This window comes from Thalassobacillus pellis (assembly GCF_016908295.1).
Classification (GTDB): Bacteria; Bacillota; Bacilli; order Bacillales; family Halobacillaceae; genus Thalassobacillus; species Thalassobacillus pellis.
The window spans coordinates 124,428-149,595 of record NZ_JAFBDO010000006.1; the positions used below are offsets into that span (position 1 = coordinate 124,428).

The 25,168-nt window shown below is 51.8% G+C and carries 27 protein-coding genes; 10 read left to right on the forward strand and 17 right to left on the reverse strand.

The window, feature by feature from the left end:
- The first annotated feature begins 107 nt into the window (after positions 1 to 107).
- The 3 genes from JOC33_RS17000 (at position 108) to JOC33_RS17010 (ending at position 2,456) form a co-directional block, all read left to right on the forward strand.
- Positions 108 to 341 (forward strand): hypothetical protein, encoded by a 234-nt coding sequence (locus tag JOC33_RS17000; protein WP_205093741.1) that lies wholly within the window; start codon positions 108 to 110, stop codon positions 339 to 341.
- 946 nt (positions 342 to 1,287) lie between these two features.
- Complete coding sequence (locus tag JOC33_RS17005; protein WP_205093742.1) at positions 1,288 to 1,500, forward strand: hypothetical protein; 213 nt, start codon at positions 1,288 to 1,290, stop codon at positions 1,498 to 1,500.
- Positions 1,501 to 2,138: 638 nt separating this feature from the next.
- Positions 2,139 to 2,456, forward strand: coding sequence for a GNAT family N-acetyltransferase (locus tag JOC33_RS17010; RefSeq protein ID WP_205093743.1), 318 nt, complete (start codon positions 2,139 to 2,141; stop codon positions 2,454 to 2,456).
- Positions 2,457 to 3,917: 1,461 nt separating this feature from the next.
- On the opposite strand, the gene JOC33_RS17015 is transcribed toward JOC33_RS17010, so the two are convergent.
- Positions 3,918 to 5,255: an MFS transporter gene (locus tag JOC33_RS17015; RefSeq protein ID WP_205093744.1), complete on the reverse strand. Its 1,338-nt coding sequence runs from the start codon at positions 5,253 to 5,255 to the stop codon at positions 3,918 to 3,920.
- 236 nt (positions 5,256 to 5,491) lie between these two features.
- Here JOC33_RS17015 and JOC33_RS20610 point away from each other — a divergent pair, with 236 nt between their 5' ends.
- The 5 genes from JOC33_RS20610 (at position 5,492) to JOC33_RS17035 (ending at position 8,022) form a co-directional block, all read left to right on the forward strand.
- Entirely contained in the window at positions 5,492 to 5,626 is a 135-nt protein-coding gene (locus JOC33_RS20610) for a hypothetical protein (protein WP_275577010.1), read from the forward strand.
- 65 nt (positions 5,627 to 5,691) lie between these two features.
- Complete coding sequence (locus tag JOC33_RS17020; RefSeq protein ID WP_205093745.1) at positions 5,692 to 6,114, forward strand: hypothetical protein; 423 nt, start codon at positions 5,692 to 5,694, stop codon at positions 6,112 to 6,114.
- A gap of 641 nt (positions 6,115 to 6,755) precedes the next feature.
- Positions 6,756 to 6,944 carry a hypothetical protein gene (locus tag JOC33_RS17025; protein ID WP_205093746.1) on the forward strand — a complete coding sequence of 63 codons (189 nt, stop codon included), beginning with the start codon at positions 6,756 to 6,758 and terminating at the stop codon, positions 6,942 to 6,944.
- A 110-nt stretch (positions 6,945 to 7,054) separates the two neighbouring features.
- On the forward strand, positions 7,055 to 7,324 hold the full coding sequence (locus JOC33_RS17030; protein ID WP_205093747.1) for a hypothetical protein: 270 nt from the start codon (positions 7,055 to 7,057) through the stop codon (positions 7,322 to 7,324).
- A gap of 431 nt (positions 7,325 to 7,755) precedes the next feature.
- The gene (locus JOC33_RS17035) at positions 7,756 to 8,022 is read left to right on the forward strand and encodes a hypothetical protein (RefSeq protein WP_205093748.1); all 267 of its coding nucleotides are present in this window, start codon (positions 7,756 to 7,758) and stop codon (positions 8,020 to 8,022) included.
- A 1,655-nt stretch (positions 8,023 to 9,677) separates the two neighbouring features.
- Here JOC33_RS17035 and JOC33_RS17040 read toward each other — a convergent pair.
- Positions 9,678 to 9,941, reverse strand: coding sequence for a hypothetical protein (locus JOC33_RS17040; RefSeq protein WP_205093749.1), 264 nt, complete (start codon positions 9,939 to 9,941; stop codon positions 9,678 to 9,680).
- 138 nt (positions 9,942 to 10,079) lie between these two features.
- On the opposite strand from JOC33_RS17040, the gene JOC33_RS17045 reads away from it, so the two are divergent.
- Entirely contained in the window at positions 10,080 to 10,376 is a 297-nt protein-coding gene (locus JOC33_RS17045) for a hypothetical protein (protein ID WP_205093750.1), read from the forward strand.
- An 86-nt stretch (positions 10,377 to 10,462) separates the two neighbouring features.
- Positions 10,463 to 10,678 (forward strand): hypothetical protein, encoded by a 216-nt coding sequence (locus tag JOC33_RS17050; RefSeq protein WP_205093751.1) that lies wholly within the window; start codon positions 10,463 to 10,465, stop codon positions 10,676 to 10,678.
- A 354-nt stretch (positions 10,679 to 11,032) separates the two neighbouring features.
- Here JOC33_RS17050 and mobQ read toward each other — a convergent pair whose 3' ends face one another.
- From mobQ to JOC33_RS17125, 15 genes are all read right to left on the reverse strand, one after another.
- Positions 11,033 to 11,821: a MobQ family relaxase gene (mobQ, locus tag JOC33_RS17055; RefSeq protein ID WP_205093752.1), complete on the reverse strand. Its 789-nt coding sequence runs from the start codon at positions 11,819 to 11,821 to the stop codon at positions 11,033 to 11,035.
- 67 nt (positions 11,822 to 11,888) lie between these two features.
- Positions 11,889 to 12,947 (reverse strand): hypothetical protein, encoded by a 1,059-nt coding sequence (locus tag JOC33_RS17060; RefSeq protein WP_205093753.1) that lies wholly within the window; start codon positions 12,945 to 12,947, stop codon positions 11,889 to 11,891.
- A gap of 94 nt (positions 12,948 to 13,041) precedes the next feature.
- Entirely contained in the window at positions 13,042 to 13,437 is a 396-nt protein-coding gene (locus JOC33_RS17065; protein ID WP_205093754.1) for a hypothetical protein, read from the reverse strand.
- 18 nt (positions 13,438 to 13,455) lie between these two features.
- A complete protein-coding gene (locus JOC33_RS17070) occupies positions 13,456 to 14,682 on the reverse strand; it encodes a cytochrome P450 (protein ID WP_205093755.1) in 1,227 nt (408 codons plus the stop codon).
- 60 nt (positions 14,683 to 14,742) lie between these two features.
- Positions 14,743 to 15,810 (reverse strand): monodechloroaminopyrrolnitrin synthase PrnB family protein, encoded by a 1,068-nt coding sequence (locus tag JOC33_RS17075; RefSeq protein ID WP_205093756.1) that lies wholly within the window; start codon positions 15,808 to 15,810, stop codon positions 14,743 to 14,745.
- A 98-nt stretch (positions 15,811 to 15,908) separates the two neighbouring features.
- On the reverse strand, positions 15,909 to 16,154 hold the full coding sequence (locus JOC33_RS17080; RefSeq protein ID WP_420825722.1) for a hypothetical protein: 246 nt from the start codon (positions 16,152 to 16,154) through the stop codon (positions 15,909 to 15,911).
- Between the two features lie 170 nt (positions 16,155 to 16,324).
- A complete protein-coding gene (locus tag JOC33_RS20695) occupies positions 16,325 to 17,500 on the reverse strand; it encodes an NlpC/P60 family protein (RefSeq protein WP_205093757.1) in 1,176 nt (391 codons plus the stop codon).
- The gene (locus JOC33_RS17090) at positions 17,487 to 18,122 is read right to left on the reverse strand and encodes a hypothetical protein (RefSeq protein ID WP_205093758.1); all 636 of its coding nucleotides are present in this window, start codon (positions 18,120 to 18,122) and stop codon (positions 17,487 to 17,489) included. Before JOC33_RS17090 ends, JOC33_RS20695 begins: the two co-directional genes overlap by 14 nt.
- A gap of 17 nt (positions 18,123 to 18,139) precedes the next feature.
- Positions 18,140 to 20,188, reverse strand: a complete 2,049-nt coding sequence (locus tag JOC33_RS17095) for a CD3337/EF1877 family mobilome membrane protein (protein ID WP_205093759.1) — start codon at positions 20,186 to 20,188, stop codon at positions 18,140 to 18,142.
- Entirely contained in the window at positions 20,185 to 20,619 is a 435-nt protein-coding gene (locus JOC33_RS17100) for a hypothetical protein (protein ID WP_205093760.1), read from the reverse strand. The genes JOC33_RS17095 and JOC33_RS17100 overlap by 4 nt, the downstream gene beginning before the upstream one ends.
- Positions 20,616 to 23,174: an ATP-binding protein gene (locus JOC33_RS17105; RefSeq protein WP_205093761.1), complete on the reverse strand. Its 2,559-nt coding sequence runs from the start codon at positions 23,172 to 23,174 to the stop codon at positions 20,616 to 20,618. Before JOC33_RS17105 ends, JOC33_RS17100 begins: the two co-directional genes overlap by 4 nt.
- Positions 23,164 to 23,580, reverse strand: coding sequence for a conjugal transfer protein (locus tag JOC33_RS17110; protein WP_205093762.1), 417 nt, complete (start codon positions 23,578 to 23,580; stop codon positions 23,164 to 23,166). The genes JOC33_RS17105 and JOC33_RS17110 overlap by 11 nt, the downstream gene beginning before the upstream one ends.
- Positions 23,581 to 23,583: 3 nt before the next feature.
- A complete protein-coding gene (locus JOC33_RS17115; protein WP_205093763.1) occupies positions 23,584 to 23,805 on the reverse strand; it encodes a hypothetical protein in 222 nt (73 codons plus the stop codon).
- Positions 23,806 to 23,830: 25 nt separating this feature from the next.
- Positions 23,831 to 24,829, reverse strand: coding sequence for a conjugal transfer protein (locus JOC33_RS17120; protein ID WP_205093764.1), 999 nt, complete (start codon positions 24,827 to 24,829; stop codon positions 23,831 to 23,833).
- Positions 24,820 to 25,152, reverse strand: coding sequence for a hypothetical protein (locus JOC33_RS17125; protein ID WP_205093765.1), 333 nt, complete (start codon positions 25,150 to 25,152; stop codon positions 24,820 to 24,822). Before JOC33_RS17125 ends, JOC33_RS17120 begins: the two co-directional genes overlap by 10 nt.
- Between the last annotated feature and the right edge of the window lie 16 nt (positions 25,153 to 25,168).

The following is a 25,168-nucleotide window of genomic DNA, read 5'->3' on the forward strand; positions in this document are numbered from 1 at the left end:
GCCTCACACCGGGGGAACCCGGTTTCGGCTTGCGCGTGAACCTGTTACCCGGTACTGTGGTTCTTGTTCGGGGGAGAAACAACCAAGAAGATATTTGGGAGTACATCATGGTCATGGCACGTAACCTTCGTGATCTCGTGGGGTACCTCAACGACAGGTACAGCATGGGTTTCCAGCTCGGGATGATGGGCGGGGAGGCTCAGAACAAGGACGGTATCGTTCTCCTGGACGGCGGTCGTGAATTTATCGCTATCTACCCCAACGGTGCGAAGCGTAAGGCCGGGAAGGGATACCGTGGAAATGTTGCCGACCAACTGTTCCCGCATCTCCGGGGGAAGTAAGAGGACAGCATGAGTTCCAACGGTAGTGAGATGATTCGAGCACCGCCTAAATCGGGATAGTTGTCTTTGCTTCTAATTGGGTTCCGCCTACAGAAAACGGTCAGTCTCTTAAGGGGCTGGCCGTTTTCGTGTTTTGTATGAGGAAACGCAGGTTTCGGATAAAATCCAGCTATTGAAAATATCCGGATTTATCCGACATGTCCTGATTGATCCTGGCGGATAAATCGAACATGTCGGGTAGTCGGTGGCTGGCGCAACACAGGGCGTCCATTCCCTTAAAACGCTGGCTACCACAGGAATGACACGCAGGCTAATGAAGGTGGCGTGCCTTTTGTTGCTTCTTTTCCTTATAGGAGCATCGGCTCAACGAGAAGAAGAGAAGTCGTTTTCCCAGTAGAAGCCCCCTTACTCGTTAGCGAGTAAGGGGGTATTTGGTTAACTCCTCCTATAACTCAGATAGGGGGGGTGAGTCCCGGCGGTTAGGAAGTGGAATGGTACCCCTTGCATGCTTGGCACTTTTTGACGTGCAACGTCCAGTGCGCAAGGCACACCTTTATGCGCGGGTTGCACCACAGGGGCTGCTCGGGCTTCGAGGGCAGCTTTTATCTCCGGCACAAGCCATAAATGTGCTCTCCCTTATGTTGGTATTGACTACCGCTGACATCGACAGCTTACCAGATCGGCAGGCACCGGCAACCGGATAAGGATGTGAGGTGATTCACTGTCCGAGGAAGTACACGCGGGTTGAATGACGGGCAGAGAAGCCCTAGGATTGTTCTTGTTAGGCAACGACCGGTTGCACCGAAGGAGTTGAGAAAGCTCATATTTCCATGTAAGTGGTGTGGGGGAAAGATGAAGTATTGCTATCTGGGGGATCGATATAAATGTGAGAAGTGTGGGTGGCAGGCCCGGTGATTGCTACTCCTTACGGGTAGAAGGGGAGGACATGGCTACGTTTGATGCCCTTATTCGGGATCTGACAAACAACCCACAGGTCTTTACAAATAAGAATGGGGTGAAACAGGTTTATGTAGGGAAGGCCGTTTTGGTCGATATGGGAGAAGACGTGCTGGTTTCTCCTCCAAACGGGAAAGGAATTATGGTTCCTCTCCACGGGAGCGTCGAGGAGGTCAAGCGTCGTATCAATCATCTCCTATAACTCATCGCTTCAACGGAAGGGAAGCCATCGTACCATGCGTATCCAAAAATGCGAGCAATGTCACCGGCCACTCTCACGGGTTGTCGTAACGATTAAGACCAGTAGGGGGGAGGAAAAGAAGGAGAAGACCTATTGCAAGCGGTGTCGCTAACGAGCGGATAAACGGCCTGATTTGACGAGCCGTCCGATCGCGTAACGCGGCGGGAAAGCGCCAGCCTCTCCGGGGAGGCTGGCGCTTTTTTGATTCGTGAAGGTGTGTAATAACCTAGCGTGATGGATAGAAACAGATAAATCCGAGGGATTTATCCGACATGTCCTGATTTATCCCCGGACTCTGTCCAAGGATAAATCGAACATGTGGGAGAACGGGTGGCTAGTCTACCTTTGAACAGGGCGTCTGTCTTCCCCTTTTTTATCGCTCCAGCTTCCTTCTGGCCGCAAGTCAATGGAGCTTACAACGGTTGACGTCGGGGGAGGGAATAACAGTATTTCTGTTTATAGCCATTTTAGGAATGCTGGGTCGTTATCCTTATGTTATCGATGCTGCCTTGTATCCACTAGGGGGTGGTCCTATCATAGGAGGGAAGAGACGTCGAGAAGAAAGGCCCCCTATGCCGAGCGACTGGATGTCCCCATTTGTGAAAGCGCAGATGGACCGGTACGAAAGTCTGGAAGCTCTTACCCTGACCCGTAATCGAGCTGGCATCGTCATCCTTTCGCACATTCAGGTGAGCGAGTCAGAGCGAGGCAACGGCATCGGAAACCAGATCATGCGAAGCCTGCTGGAGTTGGCCGATGCGCATGGCGACACCGTGGCCCTTACCCCAAGTAACCAGTTTGGCAGGAACGTGCGGCGACTGAAGAGCTGGTACCGTTCATTCGGTTTCCGTCCGAACACGGGACGCCGTCGGGATTGTTCCACCTGGGAGGCGATGATTCGCCCCCCGCAGTCTTGATTGGATGATGGGAATGTGATTCCTCTCACTCGATCGAGCCACTGATTCGCTTTGAAGTCGTACGCCGGATGCAGTAAGCTGGCTTCAGTCAACGAGGGAAGGTGGTAGCTATGAAATGTGGCGTTCCCGGCTGTAACAACACTCGGGGCACCACCACGTCCATTACCATCAAGGTTAATGGCAAACGGAAGACCGTTTTTCCTTGTTATCGGTGCCTCCTCAAACACACAAGGGGGGAAACGCTTCCTTAGAATTCCCTAGAACACACGAACAATCATGTAAATTCGAGTCCCATCAGGGGGAAATCCTTCCCGCTGGTTTCCCCTTGATGTGGATGGGTGGTTACGTAGCATAATCCCATAATTACGGCGGGTAATGGGGGGGATAAAATTTTTCGGACTCAGATAAATCACCACGGATTTATCCGACATGTCCTGATTTATCCACCGACTTCGTCAGAGGATAAATCGAACATGTCCCGTAGGATTAATGTAGAAGACTTACTTACTGATAATTGTGGGGCATCGATCCTCCGAATCGATCCGTCAGTCCACCCGCGGCCTTCTTAAGGATGGTTGCGGCAAGTGGGAGGTTTCTGTAAAGCGCCGGCTATGAAGCAGGGGGGCTGGCTGTTGCTGTGAGCCATCTCACTATCCCAAGACATGGTTGGGCTTGAATGAGTACCCTAGATGAAGTAATGTTGTTCCTGTCAGCAAGAGCCACAAGGAAGATTGGATCAATCCTTGCCTGAGAAGAAGTGCAAGAAGTGTAAGGGTGCCCTCAAGAAGACAGAGGTCTGGACAGACGCCAGTGGGCAGAAGGGGAAGAAGCAGGAGCACTTCTACTGCCCGAAGTGTGATAAGTAGGAGTTCAGCTACAGGCAGGGTCATTCGTAAGAAAACGGGGCGGAAGCGTCGGAACCACATTAAGTGTGAGGTGAAGGGGTGTAACAATAAGGCTGGAACCATTCCGATCAAGATCGACGGGAAGATGGTCACACCGTGCCCATCATGCCTACTGAAGTACGCCTAAGAACGGTTTGAAGGGGAACCCTCCACCCTGGAGGGTTCCCCCTTTATGTGGAGGGTTTCCATTACATAGTTTGAAAAAGATTACAAAGCTTAACGAATTTTTTCGGTGCTTCGTGCTTCTGCTGGTCCGGATAAATCCATGCTATATCCGGATTTATCCGACATGTCCTGATTTATCCCCTGCCTTCGGCTAGGGATAAATCGAACATGTTCCAATCGTTTGGTCTCCGGGTTCGTAGATTTCTTTCGGTAGATTCGTCGTTCAGAAGAGGCGGGCTACGGGAAGCGAGGGGCCACGGAAGGTGATCAGCCGTGTACCGGTTGTAATCGGGTTCGATGAATTCCTGCCTATTCACGTTTACGGTCCGGTACCTTTAGGCTAAGAGGTACCGGACCGCTATGCCATTAATCTAGACGGGAACGTTCTTTCTTAAACCGTCCCTTGAAGGGCGGTAATTCGTTTTTCCATGCGGGTCAAGCCCTTTTCTATTCGGGTTAGGTTTCGATTGCTGCGCTTTTCCATTTTTTTGAGGAACCGAAGCAGTTTGCGTTCCTCCGCTTGCTCCTTTTCCAGACGGTTGAGATGGGGAATGGCATAGGGAGCGATTCCCGTAAGGACAAGAAGCAGGAGACCAATGGTTACCGGAATACCGATGCTTTGCATCCAAATGGATTCGGTGTGATCGTAGACGAATCCACCAAGGAATCCACCGATAAACCCTGCCAACCCGATCAGTGCGTTGAACATTCCCGAATAGGCGGGACGTTCGGTGTGTGGCGCATTAAGGCGATACAGGAGGGGAAACAGCCGCCATCCCCCCAGCCCCACGCCGGACACGGCCTGAATCACCATAACCAGGAATAGGGCAGGAAGAACCATCAGCCCTGCAAACAGGAGCCAAACGATGGTAAGGGCGAGCAATGTCCAGATGAAAAGGGTTCGGATCGGGTACTTTTTGGTCAATCGCCCCCAGACCGATGACGCTATCGTCTGCATGCCCACGGCGATTGCAGAGACAATGGTAACCCAAAAGGGGTCAATCGACAGGACCCGGAGCAGAATATAGGAAAACTGGGCGGCCGCAAAGTACATGAGGAACATAAATCCCGCTAGAAAAGCGGTCATCTTCATAAACGCATGATCCGCGAGCGGCTTTCGCATCATGCGAAGGAGACTTGTTTCCACCGATTGGACAAACGGGGGATTGGGGTATTTCCGCAAGATGAACAAACGGACGACCAGCAACACGGCACTACTCAGATACAACAAACCGAATCCGAGGGTTTCCCCTATCCATTCCAATACCACGCCGCCCACGATCAAGGCAATGAATCCTGCCAGGAAGGAAATCATTTGCCGGTTACCAAAGTAAGCTCCGTGTTCCTCTCGCGGGATGACGTCTCCGATGAGAGAAGTCCAATAAGCCATACTGATGGACATACAGATGGCCGTTAGCAGATAACAAGCGATGAAGACCAGCAATTGCCAATCTACCGGCATGACCAAGGCGAGGGGACCGGCAGCCACCAGAAAAGCGAGTTCCAACATACTGCACCATATGAACATGCGTTTCCGGTCGGTGAAACGTCGCATCAAGCGAGGAACCACCCACTCAATGGGTTTGGCGAGGGACAACATACTTACCACGATAGAGATATGGAGAGGAGAAGCCCCGATATAGAGCATGAGCGCCACCGGAATGGGTCCAAACAGGAACCAATTCCGGATGATGCTGGAGTAAATAGCGGCCTGTGTATCAGGAGACACGACACATCCTTTCTCACGTTCGTTCTTTCGCGTGTTGGGAACCACCTTAGCCGGTTGGGAAGGTGCGCGCAAGGTGGCAGGGATAAGGTCGCTCCCATGCGTCTGTTAGGGCTGATTGTTAGGCTCCTTGCTTCGTTTGTACGCGCGAATTCCCAGCCAATACGCCAGTTTCAAGCTCCCCGCCCAAAAGCCGACCCAGAGCATGACCGCTCCCGTTCCTAGGGCTACGGCCCAGAATGGCACCGAATCACCTTTTTATGCAGGTAGTGGATGCCCGTTCCATCTTAGCACCGCTGGTCATCCCGTCAAGTTCAGCAGTCCCTTTAGGTGTTGTGATGTCTCTCACAAGAGGGAGCGGGGAAGCGGCTTGACAAGGGAGGGTCCTCGTTGAAAGGATAGGCACCAGATCGAGCACGTAATCCGAGGAGGAATTTCGATGGTTAAGGTTCGTCTGTTTTGTCTGCTCCCTCTTTTGGGTGTCTTTACCGTGGCCTGCGGACTCTACCAGCACCCCTATTCCGAGGAGGCGGCAACGGTTCCGGTCGCCTGGGTCACGGCCGAAGAGCAGGAGGACGAGGGAAAGATGTGGACTCTTCTGGCGAAAAAGTCCCGTGTTCTGGACCCGAAGGATGGAGCGGATCGTCATTGGACTCTGGATGACTACCGCCTGATCGCATGGAAGGCGAGCGATGTTCGGTACTTTTACCGGATCACCTATTCCAATCCGCGCGGGGTTCCCGTTACAGAAGAGATGGCGGTCATTCAGACCAATCAGGGATGGAAGCGAACGACGTATGCTGACTTGACGAACTTCTCATTCCATATCCGCCATCTCGCCCCGGTAGTGATTCGTCCCTAACCATTGCCCTGCATTTATGACAGGGATTTCTGCGGACGGTTAACACCCATAACGGAGGGCAGACATGCCTCTCTGTTATGGGTGTCTGCACCTGGATAAATTCTATAAGATTTATCCGACATGTCCTGATTGATCCCCGGACTTCGTCCAAGGATCAATCGAACATGTCCCCATGGTTGCCGATAATAGGCCGTGTTGTTTCCTTTTGGTAGAATTATGGTCCGATAGAGGCAGGCTACGGGAGGGAGGCATTGGGTCTGCTCGGTTTTCCGGCGAACGGACGTTTTTGGATGGGAATTATCGTGATACGTGTAGACAGGGGACCAGTTTTCAGGAACTGGTCCCCTGTCTAGTGCTCCCTAATGGGAACCGTAGCGATGGGCCATGAAGTGTTTTCTACAGTAGAAGCGCCCACAGCACGTATAGTTGGCGGTGGCCCTACACTTTTTACACGGGGTGTGCGCCATGCTGTCCCCCCTAGAGATCGATTACGTTAATTGGTATGAATCTACCGGACCAACCGTACTGTGTCCACTTCCTTTGATGTGAGCTGTCTCACCTCGGGGGAGGGTGGTCAGGAAGCGGGACACTGTGTATGCTGGGTGTTGCTCGGGAAGAGTGAAGCCGGTAAGGGAGATACGATGGACCGTTTGAAGCACCAGAACAAGGCTGCACGGGACGTTCTCAATTTTCTTGTCTCGAAGCGCAAGATCAACCGTTGGCATCGTGAGGGTAGTGGGGAATGGGTGATTTTTGAGACCCGGAACGGCACCCCGCAGGTGTTCACCAACGCGCGGGACGTTCTGGATTACGTGAAGGGATTCATCTAGAACGGCAAGGGCAACTTTCCTATGTGAACAGCATCACACCTGTGGAGGTAGACAAGCAGGGCCGCCTTTGCTAGTGTGGTGGCACCACGAGGAACGAAGGAGGCAGAAACGTGCCGAAGCAATTCAGCCAGACGTACGGAAATGGTAGCGAGTTCCCCGTAATCTGCGAGGATTCGCGGAGGTGGAAGGATCGGGAAAAGACGGTCGGGGAAGCCCTCCAGGAAATGCAGTATCTCGGGCGTCTCCGGGACCGGAAGGGATGCCCGGTATGGAAAGTGAGCGGGAGCCTTCAGGCCGGGTGTGTCATTGTCACGCACCGGCACAAGCGGCACCGCATCGTCTACTACACTCGTGCCTGGCTGGAAAATCTGGGGCTTTGATCATTAATCTGAAGGAAACGGTTCATTCGGGTGACCAATGAGCGGCTTTCTTTGGAAATGATGTACGAAAAGCGGGGGCTTATACGTCCCCGCTTTTCGTAGGTTTTAGGGAATAATAAAATGTTTTCGTTTGTGCCGGCCACGGATAAATCCGTTGGATTTATCCGACATGTCCTGATTGATCCCCGGACTTCGTCCAGAGATAAATCGAACATGCCGAGGGGAAGTGGGTATGGAGGACGAGGATTTGAAGCTTTGGTTCTCGATATACGCGGGCTACCAAGGGATGGGCTGCTTTTTTGTACGTCCTTGTCCCATTATGCCATGTGGAATGCTTGCCAAGCCCTGCTTGTGTGGTCGAAGTCACCCGTTGGACGGTGGACTTCTTCCACTCACGGGAGTAGTGTTGTACCTGTCAGCGGGAAACACTTGTGGGAAAGGGGATACCCTTGCCATTGGAAACGAAGCATTACTTCAGCAAGAACGTACGGGACAAAAAGCGGGGCGACGTCGCCACCATGGATCCGGAAGAGGCGAAGCAGAAGATCCTTGAAGCTACCAGGGATCCTCAGGTCAAGGAGGTACGGGGACCTCAGAATCGTAAGGATCTGGATCGTATGAAGGATCCCACTTACGTCTACTACAAGGATGGGACGGTGGTGATTTACTCCCCCTACACGGTCCATCGAGTGGTGTAAAGCTACGGTCTCGACCTTAGCTAAGAAAGATGGTTGAAAAGCAAACGGAGGATTCTTTGCGGAATCCTCCGTTTGCGACAAGGGGTAGGGAGGCAAGTCACCTGTTTCCATCTTAATTGACTTGCACAAGGACCACCTGCCCTGTAAGGTTGTTCCTGTCCGGGTACGACAGATCGAAGAAGGTGAACAGATGGCCTCGATTAACGACATTCTGAAGTTCCTCCAGGAAACGGGAAGGGCCCGGCGTGGGGTCACGCTCATTTCGGATGGGGAGTGGATCACGGCAGTATGGCCATCGGGAAAGAAGGCTTCGACTGCCCTCAAGGGGAGTATCCAAGCGATTGTAGAAAGGCTGGGCCTTTAGGGAACGGCCAAAGGGATGCTTGATTAGTCCCTTAAGAGACGTTCGAGAAGTGAAGAAAGCGGAAAGGGATCGTCCTATAGTGGAGGATGTTCCCTTTCCTGCTTTATAGGTGTGATGTTATCGTGTGGAGAATAGGTTGTGACCGTTGTTATTTTTTAGCCTTTTGCTCTACCGGTCCCGGATAAATCCAGATATGCCTATATCCGGATTTATCCGACATGTCTCGATTGATCCTGGCGGATAAATCGAACATGTCGTTGTCGGTGGCGATACGTCTGTCGTGATGGGATGATCGGCATTTGCTGCGCTCCTTCGGTTTTTAGGGGCTTCTCCTATTCGCCCGTCCTCTTTTTCGAGTATATCCCGTTGTGCCTCCCGGTCAAGGGGCTTTCGCGGCATATCCTCGCTGCGCTGCGGTATTCCACGATCCCCTTGCCCGTCCAGCACGCCGGGAAGGGAATCGGTGAGAGGACGGGGAAAAAAGGCGGAGACCCACTTTGGGGTTCCGCTCGTTTTTATCTGCGGAGGGTCTGCAAAACGCTGGCTATGGCGACAGGGAGGGGAGAGCAGTCCCCTATAAGTGGGCTACTCTCCCCAGGACACCGTCCACTCTACCAGCGCTATCGACCAAGTCAAATCAGGATAAGAGGGTGTAAGGCAAGTCACACTCGACTTTTTTATTCATCCCTGCCCTGCGAAACGCAGAGAACCGCAGGTCAGAGGCTTTTGACATCGGGAGGTGGAAGGGGTAATGTTTCCCTTGTCCGAACAACAGGCAGGAGAGAGCTTCATGATAGCCATTCAGATAGTGAACGGAACGTTTACTCAAATCGCGCTATCCGATGATCCGTCAGAGCGTGCCAGAACCATTCAGGCGGTTGTCGGTAAGAAACCGGCATGCACCATCCTCTCGGGTGGGCGGGTCCAGCATTTCGGCAAGGGTGTCGCTCTCATCACCGGTCGAAATCGATCGGGTCTCACACGGGCTCAGATCAATCTTACGGAGAGGGAATGGCGTCAGCGACACCCCTGGTGAACTAGAGGGGTCTTTCCAAAGTCTTAACCCTTTTAGGGGGTGGAACAGGAAAAAAATCCAAGCAGTCGTATAGACAGTAAACGGCCTATCGCCTCAGGTGATAGGCCGTTTTCGTGGATTTTAGAGTTCTCTCCTTGAATGTACGGCACGTGTTTCTGCGGCTCCAGATAAATCGAACATGGTTAAACACGGTACAACGAGGAAGGGTCCCCACCAATTATGACGGGGACCCTCGACCTGCTCATCCATGAAACCTCAACGGGAAACCACTTTGGCTCCAGAGCGGGGGTGCACCTTTGCCCCTCGATAGGCGACGACCACCGATGCTCGACCGGCATACACCACCGAACCGGAACGGGCATGCACTTTCGACCCTCGCCCGGCGACAACCACTGCCCCGGCCTTCGCGAATACGGTGATGGCGGCAGCCACCCGAAAGTCTCCGTTCTTTACGGCGATTTCCCTTACGCCTGCCTGGATGGCCCGCTCCAACGCTTCCTGCGTGGTGACCGTGCGCATCTCGTTTCCTTCCGCACTTTTTGCGCTGACAAGGAAGACCTTACACGATGGCCTCCCCCTTGTCAAAAGGGTGGTGACCGGCGGTTTTTTCGGTCCTGGACACGGAGCGACGATCCGTGTAGAGTGGTGCTTGTTCCGGTGAGCACCGGAAAAACAGAAAGGGTTTCTGCTATGCCGTCCAATCCTCGGGCAACGATGAGCCATGCGGCCGAACACCTTGCTTATCAGCGTGCTTGTAAGGCGACCTATGACGGAACGGAGATTTCCTTTACCGGTCCGGACGGGTATGCTTACACCATCCAACACCGAAGCGGAGATACCTACACCCTGCAAGGCCCCGACTTTTCGGCTGCGCTTGATCTCTCGCACATGATGGGCGAGAATAACGGCGTTTGGCTGGCGAACGCCGCTTTGGCGAAGATTCGGCGCCGGTAATCGTCCGGAGATGTCCGCTTGCATGGCAGGCGGACATCCGGTAAGCTAGTCCCTATCAGCCCGCCAAACGAGGAAGTGAGGTTTTCATGGAGCTTTTCGAGACGGACCGCGCCGCCATTCGTTCGGATCTGGGACAGGCGGTGAAGCTTGAAGTTGGTACGTATATCCGCTACCTGAACGACTACGGGAACCGGCTGCGGAATCGGGCGGCCCACTACGAGCACCCCGAGATTGCGTTCCCCTATCTCCTTGCTTATGCGGAGGAGGTGCGGAAGGAGCTCACGGGAGACGATTCCCAGTAAGGAGGGAATTGCAAGTATCCACGAAAGCGGGGGAGGGTTCGTCCCACCCGCTTTCGTGGGAGGAGGCTTTTCCTTTTTCCTTGGTTCTCTGTCTCTTATCTTGTTAGAAGCGGAATTTTTTAAGGGATTGGGAGAAAGTAGGGGGATAATTTGAGGTTTCTTTCTTTTTCTTCTTTCGTTTTCGAAGAAGCCATACGAAAGGAAAAAGGGAGCTAAGCGAGAAGCGGAATTTTGCTGGTCGGTCTATTGGAAATGCTACAGAGCGCACTTATACAAACTCGATGTCCTTTGAACCCGGATTCCTTTTGGTTTTTTTTACCAGTAGCATCCATGGGCCCAAAGGACAAGGGCGCTTTATTTTTTTCGGCCATGCCCCGCGGATTCCCGCGTGGGCACGGGCGTGTCGGTGTTCTGTACTTGTGTTTTCCGTTCCAACGCTAACGCAGTGATAAGCGCATTATAGGCCAGTCGTTCCCGATTGATTTGCCCCCGGTCGCTGATGATTCCTTGTTTTTCCATCGCATGCGCGACGTGCCCCAGGTGAATCGTCGGCAACAGGGGGAGGTTCCGTTCGCGGTGGGAAAGGTGGGTGATTTGTTGTTCGATGCCGGCCGCCCCTAAGGCCTGATTGACATATTCTGCCCATCGCTTTCGCCACTCCAGCAACAGCCTTCGATGGTTCCACTCCCGGTTTTTCCTGGTGAATCCCGTTGGAGAGATTTCTCTTGTCGGCAATAGGACATGCACGTGGGGGTTGTGGGCTTCATCGCGGTGGATCGCCAGGTCGGCCACCATCCCCAGAGCTACCAATACCTCTTGAACAAACGTTTGACTTAATCGCCGCTGTTGGGGAGGAGGGAGCTCAATCGGGAGCGCGATGTTGATTTCTCGAGCGACTTGGGCATTTTTGCGTGTCTCCGCTTTCTCGACGGCATTCCACAGCTGTTGGCGATCCTGCACCCATGCAGGAGCATGCGGCGGTGCGAGAATACACGTTTCCGGGCGGACTTTCCGCGGGTAATATTTCGTTTCTCCGGTGCGTTCCTCTCGTAAACGTTCTCCGGAACGATAGCTTGCGGCGGCCACGGCCGACTGGCCTTTGCTGCGGGAGAGCATTTGGACGGAAAAATGATAAATGGCCATGAACCCTCCTCTTTTCTTCCACATTTCCGAAACTTCTTATCCATGTTCTCTTTCCGGTAGAAAGGGGTTAGGTGTTCAGTAGTTGTTTGGTCACTTCCATCAGCTGCATGCTGGTCGCTTTGCTTCTTCGCCCCATGCCGCATGCACAGGCAACGTCGATTGTCCGGCCACACAACGTTTCTATGGTAGCCAGTATGGCTTTCAACTCGGCAATTTCCCGGCGTTCATGGACCAATCCGGCTACGATCCGTGTCGTTTCTGGGATCTGCAGCTTTTTTAACGGCAGATAGAACGTTTTTTCCAATTTGGGAGGGATATTCCCTTCCGCCAAGGGGAGGTGGATATAGCCCAACTGGTGGGTACGCGGCCAATGGTCGATCAGTTGATGGATGAAAGCGACCATCGGTTCAAGCGATAACGGGTGGGTCAAGGAGGTATTGTTCAAGTCTCCATAACACATATGAATGCCGATCGTCACCGGAGGATGGATATTCCTCACCAGATGCAGGACACTCTCCATCGCCAGGTCGGCTTGACCTTGATAGACCAGCGCCGTTTCCGCAGGTATTTCGATTTGAATCGTGACATCCTCTCCCGCTATCCTTACGATTTCATTCACTTCATACGCCAGCCGTTGATTAAACAGGCTATAATACGTGTTCAGCTGGTCTTCTTCCAGCATATGCAGGACGAGCGCCATCCCGGTAGGAACGCCTACCTGGAAGGGGAGATCCCTTACGTGGTGATCCTCCCGTAATTGTTGAAAAATCGGATAGTTTCGCTCGAAAAACTCGTGGTAATGAAAATTCAAGTGTTTGCCTATCACCTCCGGGGCATGTTTGGGACGTACCTTATACAACGTGTCATAGTCAAGCGGGAAGCCGTTTTCTCCTAATTTCCCTTTTTGGATGACTTCCCAATGGTTGTCATCGGCAATACACTGATCGATGGCCACCATCGCCCAGGCCGATCGATCGCCATTCGGATACCTGTTGGACTTTTCTCCGATCTCTCCATCCGGCAGCCCCATCAAGTCCCCTTGAAAGGTGGTCAATGCGTGGTCCATGGCCATGGTTTCATTTTCAAATGGCAAACTGCCGACTATCAAAACATTTCTTTTTCCCACTCCAATATCTCCTTTTTCTGTTCCTTTAATGACCTAAAGTTTGTGTTTATATAGTGCTGGGGAGTTCGTTCTGATAACACCGAACATTCTCCAATCAGTCATAGAATTTGACCTTTCCATCATTGTAATCGTCATAACGCACCACAAAGAATTCCGCCTTATCATTCGAACCGTCGACAAAGCTATTAATATCCCTGAATATTTCCTCATCCCCATAGCCAAAAGATCTCGTATCGACTAAGTCGTCATTTTCCGAGCCCGGATCGTACTCCCATAATTGAACTTCGGTATAAAAATTGCAATTTGACTTGATCATAAAATCTCCGCCGGTGGAAGAGACTTTTTTCGTAACCCACAGGTAACCATCCTTTAACTCGAAAGGTTCGGTAGTTACGTAGTCCCAACTACCATTCCCGGCAGCATCAGCGGATGAAATAGGGAGTATGAGGGCACAGGCAAGTGCGACGAGTGACAAAATAATTTTTTTCAAAGTAAATTTCCTCCTCTCTTAGCAAATGAACGATGCTTGCAATTGGTCCAAGTGTTGTTCGGCTTTCCGCTGGTTAAAACGAAAGGGGGCTTCACTAACCCCATCCGCGAGCCCGGCGTAGCGGTGGAAGGGTTTCGTGTCATCAAACGTGAGCTCCGGTAAAAACCGCAGGGCCGTTTGCAGTGCAATCCGCATTTCCAGCCGAGCCAACTGGGCGCCAAGGCAGTAGTGGATCCCGGAACCAAACGTGAGGTGGTGATTGGGCGATCGATGAATATCAAAAAAGTTCGGATGGGTGGCATGAGGATTTCCCCCATTGACTTTTTCATCGCGATTCGCGGCACTTAACCATAAACTTACTGGTGTCATGGCCGGAATACGGAGGCCGCTTTCCAACACGACATCCTTAATGGCCAGCGTAGGCGCAGCGGCAAAGGACGTACAAAAACGCAGCACTTCTTCCCCGGCCCGGTTCCACCAAGTCGGGTCATCCAATCTCCTCCTCGCTTCTTCCAGCAGATCGAATTCGGCCAGTAAACAAAAGAAGTTGGTGATGTTGACCCCGGTGGAATCGGTACCAGCGGAAAACGCTCCCCAGAGGTAGCCGAGCAGTTCCAGGTCGGTGATCTTCTGTTGTTTCCAGGCCCCAATCAGGACGTCGAGCAATTCTTCCTGCGGGTGTTGGATGCGGGCATGAATGACTTCCCAGAAGTACTCCTCCACCTCTTCTGGCTCGCGGTGTACTTGTGCAAAGCTTGGAGTTTTGGCAAAAGCTTCGAGGTGCTGGCGCATCCATTCTTCCCGTTCCAGGGGCAGTCCTATCAGGGAGCAGATGGTACGAATGGATAAACGATAAGCCAGTTCGGTCGCTAAATTGAACTCCCCGGTACCCTTTTCAATAATGGTGCGGATCAGGATGCTGGTCTGTTCCTGCACCTTCCGTTCCATCGTCTTCACCGCTTTTCTCCGGAACCAGGATTCGATGATGCGCCGCAGTGTGTCATGACGACCCGGCGAACCGTCCGCTTTTTTCCTCCCCTTGGACCACATAAAATGAAAGACTAGATGGACCCGCTCGTTCGGCGGCATCCAAAAGGAACTGTCCTGGGAAAATTCGTCCTCCTGGTTATCCTTCATGGCCCGTTGGACGTCGGTATAGCTGCGCAGGTGTGCCACCCCATGTTCGATGAACGCGGGACCAGGCGTCCGAAAACGCCGATCACGCGGAAAATCCGATGGTTTCATGTGCTTCTCTCCTCTCTTTTTGTCGTGGGTAGGATGCTTGTGGCAAAGAAATCCACCTTGTCAATGCAGGTGTTTCTTCTCCTCCACGGCTTTCTGTACCTCCCGTTGGGTCGCTTCGGTGATCTCGATTCTTTCCAAGAGAAATTCATCGAAGGAAAACCCACCGGTCCCATGGGTGACGCCTGTGTCTTGCTTGCGAATATAGCGGTTCACCAGGCCCTGGTGCACGTAGCGAAAATGTTTGAGCATTTTATAGATGTCGATGACCACCCGCATTTCTTCCGTGTCCCACGGTTCCTGATATTGGTTCATCAACCGGGTTTTTAAGGAAACGCGGTGCATCGCCTGCTGGATTTTCCAGCGATCCCTGGGTTCCAGGTAAGGGAGCAGTTCCTCCGTCGTCTGGAAGTACCCATCGTTGGCGGTGCCGACAATGATATCCACCAGAATGATATTGGCAATATGCACGCCACTCGGGGCCTGGTATTCCTGGCCATGCAGCGTAATGGGGAAAAAGTAATCCCGGAACAAACGAATAAAATACTTCGGATCGACTTTTTGATGCACCGCTTTATTTTCTTGTTTCAATCCTTGTAAGCCTTGTTGGATCTCCTTTAAGCACATGAGTCTGGTTGCTTGATCGACCTTTTCGTTTTGTAAGCGAAACGCTGCTTCTGCCGCCGGTTTCATGGCTTCATCGGACAACCGATGCTGCTGGATAAACCCGACTTCACTGGGATGTGCGGAAAACGTCCGTAAAGCTTCCGGGGGGTTATAGGTCACATAGGTCGCATACGTATCCCGCGGCACCACTCCGGTCACCAGCGATAGCAATTCCAATTGATCAACAACCGTCGGGATTTCTTTAAGGTTGATCCCGGCTTTCAAACAGCTGACCAGGAACATGCCTAAATCTCCCATCGCCACCATTTTGACGTGATAGGGTTCCTGATAGGCAATGTGTTCCAAGCGGGCCATGTCCGGCAGGTGCCGTTTTCCTTCTCGGATGGCAGCGACCTCCTGTTGCACATTAGCTTCTGGCAACTGGTGCACCACATAGTCACTGAAAGCTTCCAGCGGAAAAAGGGGATCGACGGATAACGATGGTTCTGTCTGTACTTCCTGCATATCCATGTGTACTCCTTTCATTAAGGGGATTTATTATACGAACATTGGTAAATTTCTGAAAATTATTGACGTAAATAGGGGCATGTCCCTCCGGTTTCCTATCCCTCCTGTTCAACTTTGGAAAAAAGTAATCCCTTTCCATCCGGCAGACCCGAAGGGCGAGTTGTTGCTACCATTCCTCTTTCCCTTTCGCTTGAGCGACTTGATGAGCCGCATGTGCTTTCCACTTTTCGATGGCTTCTTGCGTTTCCCAATAGGACAAGTCCGGTTTGCTCCTCCCCGAAACTTTCGATGCCGATAAACCCTGCTTGTTGGGTGGCGAGTGCTACCATTTTTTCGGCCATTTGGCTATATCCGCGATCCCCTTCGGTCCGTTCGACCGAAAAGGTCACCGCGTAATAGGGCGGTGGCGGGGTCTGTACGTGTGTGCATGTGTATCTCCTCCTAAAGCTTTTCTATTTTCGTTCTTGTTTTGGAGGAAGGGTGTTGTTCTTGACACCTCTGGATGGTCCCTTTAAGGTAATATGCGTCTTACACGTCCATTAAAGTATTTCTTCCAATACCCCGTAGACATATCAGCAAAAGCGACGCCTGTGGACGATTGGGAGCCGATGAATCTTCCGTTTCCGGCATAGATCCCGACATGGCCATCGACGCCATTGGTATCAAAAAAGACCAAATCTCCGGGTTTCATGTTTTCGGGGGTTACGGCTCTTCCCATGTTTTTCAAGGTGAAGGTGGTGGTCATTCCCACTCTCCCCAGTTCCACCCCAACCTGGGCAAACGCCCAATGGACAAAAGCAGAACAATCAAAACGGCCGGCTTGAATATCCGCCTGGTTGCGCCCGCCTCCCCAGACATAGGTGGAATTTCCAATCCATTTTCTCCCGACATCGACCACTTCGACCCCGGTAGCCTCGCCCGGCCCGTGGACCGCCACGTAATGCTCCACATAGCGGTCGGCGAATCCCAGGACTTTTTCGACATACCAATCGGCATGGTTATACGCATAGACGGCATCTCTCAAACGTCCTTCTGCGGCACCGTTCTTTTTCAACAGTTTAGCGGCGGCAAAAATGGCGTCTTCGATATCATAAGGATCGGCCTTTCCTTTTTCGTCGATGTTGAGGCCGTCGAGGCCGTAACCACCATTTTCTTTAATGATTGCGTCGGCGTCGAGCCCATATCCACCATTTTCTTCTATGACTTCAGGATTAATTAAATCTTTTTTAGGAATCTTGCCTTTTCCCCGCTTGTCTTTGCATGAAGGATATTTATTTCCCACCCATGTACAGGGCATGAATTGCATATGCCCTTCGGCGCCGACGGGAGAAACCATGGGGTGGATCGTGGAAAAGTGGGTCTCGACCCGGTGATGGGCGGCAAGTAAATTCCAGGGGACCCCGTATTCCTTGGCGGCCGCTTTGTAAATCGGAATATATTGGGCCGGAATTTCATGTTTTCCCAGGGTGGAAATGTCTCCTCCCCATGCTTGGGTACCGGTGTCGTCACTGCTGAACAAAGCCATTGCCAGGATGCCGATCAGGAGCATCCCTAAGAGGATAAGAAACAGCGCAGGAATGCCCAGGACCAGCACGCCTTTTTTCCAAGCTATTTTGCCCGCCACCCGTCCCGCTTGTTTGAAGGGGGCGCTCGGCTTGGTTTCTCTGTTCGAATTAGTGGGGAACATTGACGTTCACTTCCTCTACTTTCCATTCTCCATCCACCTCTTTTACCCCGATGACGTAGGCATCGACGGTTTCTGTTACGGTGCCATCCACGGAGGTGGCTGCTCCTTGGACGATAATATTCCAACGGATGAGGTGCTTGCTGGGATTGGCCACGGGTACGACTTCGGTGTGTTTCACCGCTAATTGAGACCGAGCGAGGGTCCCGCGACGCACGTGTTCTCGTTTTCGTTCATATAACGCTTCGGTCATGTAAGGTTTGCTGTTTTCCAGATAAGCGGTTGGATCCTTGGCATCATAGGTGTGATAAGCGGTTACAAATTGTACAGCGATTTTCTTCGATGCTTGTAACGCCACTTCTGAAAAGGTTTGCGACTGGTCGTAAGGATTCTCCTGCGTTTGGTTTACGTTTTTCTCCTCTCCTACTTCCGTCGGTACTTTTTCTGTTTCCGACGGAGAGGAGCCAACTGGCGTTTGGGGTGCATGGGTGGTTGTTTTCGAACCGTTCGTCTCGATGGGGAAGACCTTCGCCATAAGCCACATCCCTAGGATAAGACCAAGGACGACGAGGATAATCCCGCCAAGCATCCGGTCTTTTTTATTTTCATAGTGCCAGCCAACCATGATTCTCCTCCTTGTTCCTACGCTCGTTTGGATGTATTTGTTGGCGGTGGGGACGGGTGTTGGGCAGCCGTCCGATTTGTCGCAGTCGGCGCGGCATGCTGGACGTGCGCAGGTTGTTTACTCTTTTGAGCGGTGCTGTGTAGGTCTTTCTCTTCCTTTTGGTACTGCTGGGAGGCGGGGTGTTTTATCTTCTGTTGGCTGTTATGTCTTGCCACATACGCCCGTGATTGCGCGCGAGCCAGGTCATGTTCCTGGTAATTCGCTTTCGTTTTGATATTCGCGGTGTCTTTGGTGAGATGCTCCGGGAGTGGACCGTTCACGCGGTCTTCCACCTTTGCGCTGTTTTGTCTTCCGATATGTTGCCAATGTTCTTGGGTGGGGCTATGCTCCTGCCGTTGCAGCTCTTTTCCGTGTGCCTCTTTCTCCTTCGGGGCTGCTCCTGTTTCTGGAGGGCTTCCATTTCGTTCGACCCCCTGGAGGTCATTTGGATTTTTCTCCTTGTACGCGTTAGGGTTTTTATAAATCGGCTGCTGCTTCCCTTTTTCGATGTACGGTTTCATATCCGCTGGCTTTTGTGGGGCATCTCCCGGTGTGCGCTTCGGGAATGTAATGGTAGCGATACGCCCCGAGCCTTGGGAAGCGGCTCTCCGATTGGCCAGTGGCAATGGGCGTGGACCTTTTCGTCCACCTGTGAAGGCACTCCCCATATGGCTGATGGCTTTGACTTGGTAATACCTGCGCAAGGTGTTTTGCAGGGACTGCCCCGTGGTACTCTGGACATGGTTGGTAATGGTCGACACCATCGCAAAGAAGTAACGGCGCTGGGTGGTGATGCCGGCAAAGCAAATGATCTGCAAGACCATCATCCAAACGTAACCCATGTCGGACGATAGGCTTGCCTTGTAGAGAATGTTTGAAATGACAAAGAGAATGATCAGAAAGAAAGAAATCCCGATTTGCATGAGCTGGGTATGAACGACTTTCATCAGCCAGGTGATGGCCGCTTGCTGCCAGCGCGGGACCAGGGCCATCAATAAGGGGATCGGAGCGAACAACGCCAGGGCGATAAAGGCGACCTGGTACAAAATGATCGATCCAGAAACGATTAATAGCACAAGGCCAACGATCGTATTGGAAACAAACAGCAACGGGATAAACCCTAATCGCTGCATGACCCCGCCCAAAGACATCATGACATTCTCTTCGATTTCCACTTCATTTTTGACGGCGGTCTCTCTGTCTTCAGCTTCTTTTTGCTCGGTTGGACTTAGTTCCAGCAAATCCTTTACGCGTTTTTTTTCGACATCCAAGGTCCCGTATTGCATCAGGATGTACGGTTTTTTGACCATGAGATCAAACATTTGGTTATGGATCGTGGCGATGCCTTCTTGCTGATTGTAGGAAGCACTAGGATTAACGATGCTCGCGGAAATGGCTAAGACATCGCTTTTGACCTCGCTCGTCCAGTGATTGATCCCGCCAAGAATCGTCCCGGCGTTGGAAAAGAAGCCCAAAGCAAACACAAACACCAGCAGGGTGGAAACCAGTCCGCCCCAAGCGCGGCTGAGCTGCCGTTTGACCATCCCGACATAAGCCGCCCATGTTCCCGCCAGGGTGAGGACCAGCGTGACCAATAACGGCCAAATCCCTTTCTCCTGAAAACCGCCGGGGCCAATCCCTGCCGTTTGTTGAATCGCTTGTTCCAGCTGCTGAATGACGTCTTGGACAAAATTTAATGCAAAGGCTTCCTGCACGACTTTCATCGTGAAATTGGAGAGGATGATGTTGTGCATCCAAAGCGTATTGATGATTTCATTGAGCTTTAAGTAAAAGGCGTGTTCCACCCCGTCGTCCCAATTCCAGGGCATCCAATCGCCTGAGGTATCGACATAGGTCTCCAAACGGTAGTGATTCGGCGAATATTCATTATAGAAAAGCGGAACATCTCCGATGACGTCGCCGGTGTTTTGCGGAACCAGGTTATCCGACAGCGCAGCAGAGACAGAAAATGGCGTGGACAGGAAAACGGCCAGGCCTACTATGGCGATGAAAAAAACTTGTTTCATGGCGCATACATCTCCTTTAGAACTTCTGGCTGAAGGTCTTTGACCCGGCTTTCAAAATCCTTTACATCCGCATACTCGGTTCGCTTCCAGCCTTCCTGGGTACGGATGATCTCCATCTGTTCGATGATCACCTCGTTGGTTTCCGGGTGTTCATAGCTCACCTCATAGAAATATCGTTCCGCCCCTGCCTGCCATGCCGTGATCCCCATATGGTCGATGGAAAACGTATGATCCGCTTCATCTTCCCGGTCAAGTACCTTCGATTTTTCGGCTAACAGCTCCCACATTTTTGCTTCATCCTGCTGTACTTCCGCATGGACCCAGGCGATCGCCACTTTCGTGGGGGCGTCTTTGTTCCCATTGTCCTGGCACCCCACCAGCACAAGAAAAACGGTAACGATAACGGATGGAATGGTTAGACGTTGTCTCATACATACTCCTCTTCCTTTTCCCCTGGTGGTGTGTCGGGCATCGGGTGCTGCGTTTCCCCGGAGGTGGGGGAGGTTTCTTTGTCCAATTGCGGCCGGGTGTCAAACGCATCAAATAAATCTTGAAACAACGCATGAATCGAAACGACACCGACGCGTCCGGAAATGTCTTGGAATAGGCATTGGCCATTCTGCAATTCCCGAAGAGTATTGGCATTATAGTCGGTCTGTTTCAGGTTCAACAACGAGAGGACATGCTCGATTTCTTTCGGGTCGGTACTGCGAAAGGCGAATTTCATACCAATGTTGTTTTTCATTTTTTCATCCAATAAGTCATCGGCATTTTGCGTGACCATATAAATGCCGGCATTCATTGACCTTCCGGCACGAACCAAACGGGTGGCCAGGTGGCTGCCTTGTCTCGTATTTAAGACGGCCCATGCTTCATCGAGCAGGACGACTTTAAAGATCGAGCGATTGGCATGAATGAATTTCAGCGCAAATGAGGAGATCGGCAGCATCATGGCGACCGAAAGCATTTCCGATAAGTTGTATTTTTCCTGCGGGGTATCGGGTGCCGGCAACTCCAAGTTTTGAATTTGAAGCACGTTCATGGCTTTTTCCAGGCTGATGGCGGATTCCGTCTCCCCATCTCCAAACAAGAGCTGTGCGAACGATAAATCGCTAAACGAACGGATATGCTCGCCAAGTAGTCTGGCTTCTTCCTGCTTATCGGCCAATAAATGGGCAATCACTTTGGTCAAACAGGGCTTCTCTCCTTGGGCAACGGCCCGGACCGCTCCGGTCAGTTTCGGAAACCGCTTGGAATCATCCAATCGCACCCCCGTGAGAAAGGTTAAAATGTCGACAGCGAGGGTTTCGGCTTCTTTGCGATCGTCATGAATGGAAAAGGGGTCCAACCGTCCTTTGTCTTCGGCCTTGGTGGAAAGAGAGATGATATTCACCTGGTCTTGTAGATCCAGGAGGTCGTTGCTCCAGTTTCCCCGTTCCCCTTTCGGGTCAATGACGAGCGCTTTTCCGCCCGAAAGGACCGAAAGATACGTGATCAAGTTGGCACTAAACGACTTCCCGCCCCCGAGGGAGCCGAGAAAAGCCGTGGATAATGCATTGGTTTTGGTGCCGCGGATCCCTTGGGCCGCCAGATTTGGCATGATATACACGGGTTGATCGAGAATTCCGGTCGTGCCAATAAAAAAGCCTTCCCCATCCCCTAACTGCTTCGTGGCTCCGAACATGCCTCCGGCTACGGTGGCCGGTTCCATGAAATGGGTATAATCGGGAATATAGCGACGGGCCCCGGGGAGAAATTCATTGAACGCGAGCCACTGATCCCCATAGGGCTGTTCCACTTGAATCATCATATCCCCATACACCTCTTTCACGGTGTCGCACCGTCGTTTCAATTCCTCTTCGTCCGCGGCAGCAACCGCCAGGATGATGGACGTTTTGATCAACGGCATCCGTGTTTTCTGTAAATGGGCTTCCAATTCATAGGATTCCTGTCGGCCCTCTAATACGTTTAGTTCTGTTTCATTGCCGGTTTCCCGGGCATGGCGATCCTGATCTTTTAATTCTTTTTGTTTATTACGAATGGTAGCCAAGGCTTTGCGGTTGTCCATCGTTTCGGTACGGACACTGATTTCGACAGGAAAATCCAACTGTTGGATCAGATACAGCCATTCTTCTCCCGGAAACTCCAGTTCATAGGGCACATTGGCAATGGTCAAGAAAGCGACATGGCCCTCTTTTTCTTCGCCTCCCACCACCTGTTTCACGACCAGGCTTCGTTTCGGGGAATCATCGATCAGTCCCTCCGTGAGCCGTAATACGTCATGGTAGAGGGGACGTCGGATGGTGATGGCGTCTTCGTTCCATTCCTGATAAGGAACGGTGTAGGTCGGGCTCCAAGTATCCAAGAGAGGAGCTTTTCCGATGCCCCGATACCAATTGCGGCGGATCAGCCATTGGATATCCATCTCCTGGACAGGTTCGGCTTTTAATCGCGGATAGATTTTATGAAAGATACGGCGTTCGGCTTTCCGGTAACGCACCAGCTCTTCCTCGATGATGTCCGGGGTGTCTAAGCCGGCGGTGGCATGCACGTCTCCGATGAACGATTTCCATGCTTCCTTGAGATCTTGAAACAGGTTGGTTTTCGGTTTTTGGTTGTCCGGTTTGGGCAATTGAATGCCAATATAAAAGCCGTATTCCGTTCCTTCTTTTCCTAACATGTGCTCCAGTTGCCGGGCTACATCGTCGGTATGTTTCCGGGCGGCCGCTGTCAGGGGGCCGGTCAATTTCTGTTTGAACCGTTCGTGTTTTTCCTGGATGGATTGGAAATTAGGGACCACCAGCAAATGGGTATCGAATGGCATTTGCCAAAAAAACGATTGTAAATGTTGGAAGTGGATATCTTTTTCTTCCCGGGAAAGGAAATCATAGTTAAATCCGGGCAGGTGATAATAGGCCCAGCACGTACCGTTTTGGGAAAAAACGAGATTTCCTTCAAAGTATTTGATTGGAAATTCAATCTTCATCCGATTCCCCCCTTTTTACAACGTCCCGCTCCCGGTACCCGATGGTACTGGTATACCGGTAGGGTTTGGTTATCGTGGACACTTCTTTATACCGATTTTGCAAGCGAGGTTCCCACTGATATTGCATCACGCGAAACAGAAAACGATGGGGCACTTTGCCATCGATATGATATTTGGTGAAAAACCACGCCGCAGCCCCAGGGATCACCACGTATTCGAGCAGTTCTAACTGTAACAAGCTCAACGGCGGGAAGTGATTGAGCAGCCACATGAGCCACACCGTCCCGGCAAAAAAGGCCAGCTGCCGGTAGGACACCGGAATCGGGAGCCGAATGTCTTGAATGCCATAAAGCACCTTCTGGACTTTCCATACATTGTTATAGGTTCGCAGCAGTCTTGGTTCCATCGTTTACCCCCCGAATATTTTCCCCCAGAGATCAACCCCTAAGTTTTTCAATTTTTCTGGCTGGAGAATGACCACAGATACGATCATGGCAAAGATCAAAAATCCGATTAATCTGGAAAACTGCCGAAGGGTTAAAAAATAGATAGACACTAGGATAATAATGACCGATAAGACGGATCCAAGCTGGGCTGTCAACCAACCTTCGAGATTATCGCCAAAATTCATGGATGCTTTCCTCCTTTCGGGTGGTTCATCGTACGTGCATCCGCTTCACCAACCAGCGATCTCCTTCTTGTTCAAGCAGCAGTTCATAGTTGTAAGCCACCTGGGCCTTTGAATGATCGACCGAATAGCGAATGGTCGTAAAGACGCGGGTTTCATTTGGTTTTTTCCCTTCTTTCAAGAGGAGCTCTTTCACTTCCTGGAAGGTCACGATGCCTTTCATCCCTCGGAAGTCCTCCCCGGTGGTGTAATAGGTCAATTCCTCCTGTGTACCGGTGGTATAGACCTTAAAAAACGTTTGTAAGAAATCGGTGACCTGCTTCTGGAGGGCGGCATCGTTCACCCGTCCCTCCGGACTAACGTCTGGGTGCGCCTGGATATCCGGGGTGAAGGGTTCTGGCACATAATACGGCTTTCGATGGACGACATACGACTGTCCATCCGTTTTTACCGGAATGGCGAAATAGTTGGTGAAAGGCCCTTTTTCCTCTTCTTTGGGTTTAGGTATGTCTTTCTTTGCTTTCTTGGCGGCTTCTATGGCCTTTTTGTCCGGCGGAATGGTGCGGTGCAACCTTTGTTTCACCCGCAGGGTGATGATGGCCGTATCGTTTCCGGTCTCTTTGACTTCCCACACGCGGGAAGAATCGAGGCTGCTGTTCCATTCCAACCCGTCAAAGGAGAGCCCCGCCTGTTCCTCCATGCCTTTGGCCAGGTAATATTTTAGGGTGGCGGCTCGCTTTTTTCTCCCTTCGTCGGTGTTTTCCCAATGGAAGTAATGGGTGGCGAAAATTTGCGCGAACGTTTGGGCACCGATGCTGGTCGCCGGGTTTTGGCTTATTTGCTCCGCACGTGCTGCTGGGGAGGAATCCTGAATCCCTCCGTTGGCATTTCCTACGCGGACGATCGCGACTACCGATAGGAACAAGACGAAGGTAAACCCTGCCCAAAACAAGCCCTTGAACACTTTTTTGCGTAAAACGGTCCGGGGATATTCCCGTTTTTTCCCATGCTTCTCCTTCACTTCCATCGGTCTCTCCCCCTTTCGCGTTCGTATTCCTTTCGCTGCATTTCATCGATAAGTGCCCACCCTCCTGCCCCGATGAGAAAAACCAAGAAAATAGTCGTCCAAAGGCCGTAGGCCTGATACAGGTCGGTCACCCATCCAAGCCCCCTATCCACGATTTGGGCAAAATTGGGGCTGTTGTGATAAGCCAGCCATCCTCCCCCATACAAACTACCAACCAGAAAGGCGAGCAAAAACAGGGGCTTTCCCGCTTGTATTCCCAGGTGGATGATGCGCCGTTGTATCGTTCGGTCGGCAGGAGCTCCCCGTTTGATTTTGTACCTCATTTTCTCCTCCCCTCCT

Bases quoted from the DNA above. Each gene is read 5' to 3' on its own strand.
- JOC33_RS17025 (WP_205093746.1), top strand. From the start codon at position 6,756: ATGGACCGTTTGAAGCACCAGAACAAGGCTGCACGGGACGTTCTCAAT.
- JOC33_RS17075 (WP_205093756.1), bottom strand. From the start codon at position 15,810: ATGCAGGAAGTACAGACAGAACCATCGTTATCCGTCGATCCCCTTTTT.
- JOC33_RS17115 (WP_205093763.1), bottom strand. From the start codon at position 23,805: ATGAATTTTGGCGATAATCTCGAAGGTTGGTTGACAGCCCAGCTTGGA.
- JOC33_RS17110 (WP_205093762.1), bottom strand. From the start codon at position 23,580: ATGGAACCAAGACTGCTGCGAACCTATAACAATGTATGGAAAGTCCAG.
- JOC33_RS20695 (WP_205093757.1), bottom strand. From the start codon at position 17,500: ATGTTCCCCACTAATTCGAACAGAGAAACCAAGCCGAGCGCCCCCTTC.
- JOC33_RS17095 (WP_205093759.1), bottom strand. From the start codon at position 20,188: ATGAAACAAGTTTTTTTCATCGCCATAGTAGGCCTGGCCGTTTTCCTG.
- JOC33_RS17100 (WP_205093760.1), bottom strand. From the start codon at position 20,619: ATGAGACAACGTCTAACCATTCCATCCGTTATCGTTACCGTTTTTCTT.
- JOC33_RS17105 (WP_205093761.1), bottom strand. From the start codon at position 23,174: ATGAAGATTGAATTTCCAATCAAATACTTTGAAGGAAATCTCGTTTTT.
- JOC33_RS17070 (WP_205093755.1), bottom strand. From the start codon at position 14,682: ATGAAACCATCGGATTTTCCGCGTGATCGGCGTTTTCGGACGCCTGGT.
- JOC33_RS17020 (WP_205093745.1), top strand. From the start codon at position 5,692: ATGGTTAAGGTTCGTCTGTTTTGTCTGCTCCCTCTTTTGGGTGTCTTT.
- JOC33_RS17125 (WP_205093765.1), bottom strand. From the start codon at position 25,152: ATGAGGTACAAAATCAAACGGGGAGCTCCTGCCGACCGAACGATACAA.
- JOC33_RS17005 (WP_205093742.1), top strand. From the start codon at position 1,288: ATGGCTACGTTTGATGCCCTTATTCGGGATCTGACAAACAACCCACAG.
- JOC33_RS17090 (WP_205093758.1), bottom strand. From the start codon at position 18,122: ATGGTTGGCTGGCACTATGAAAATAAAAAAGACCGGATGCTTGGCGGG.
- JOC33_RS17000 (WP_205093741.1), top strand. From the start codon at position 108: ATGGTCATGGCACGTAACCTTCGTGATCTCGTGGGGTACCTCAACGAC.
- JOC33_RS20610 (WP_275577010.1), top strand. From the start codon at position 5,492: ATGGCACCGAATCACCTTTTTATGCAGGTAGTGGATGCCCGTTCCATC.
- JOC33_RS17120 (WP_205093764.1), bottom strand. From the start codon at position 24,829: ATGGAAGTGAAGGAGAAGCATGGGAAAAAACGGGAATATCCCCGGACC.
- mobQ (WP_205093752.1), bottom strand. From the start codon at position 11,821: ATGGCCATTTATCATTTTTCCGTCCAAATGCTCTCCCGCAGCAAAGGC.
- JOC33_RS17040 (WP_205093749.1), bottom strand. From the start codon at position 9,941: ATGCGCACGGTCACCACGCAGGAAGCGTTGGAGCGGGCCATCCAGGCA.
- JOC33_RS17080 (WP_420825722.1), bottom strand. From the start codon at position 16,154: ATGGCCGAAAAAATGGTAGCACTCGCCACCCAACAAGCAGGGTTTATC.
- JOC33_RS17050 (WP_205093751.1), top strand. From the start codon at position 10,463: ATGGAGCTTTTCGAGACGGACCGCGCCGCCATTCGTTCGGATCTGGGA.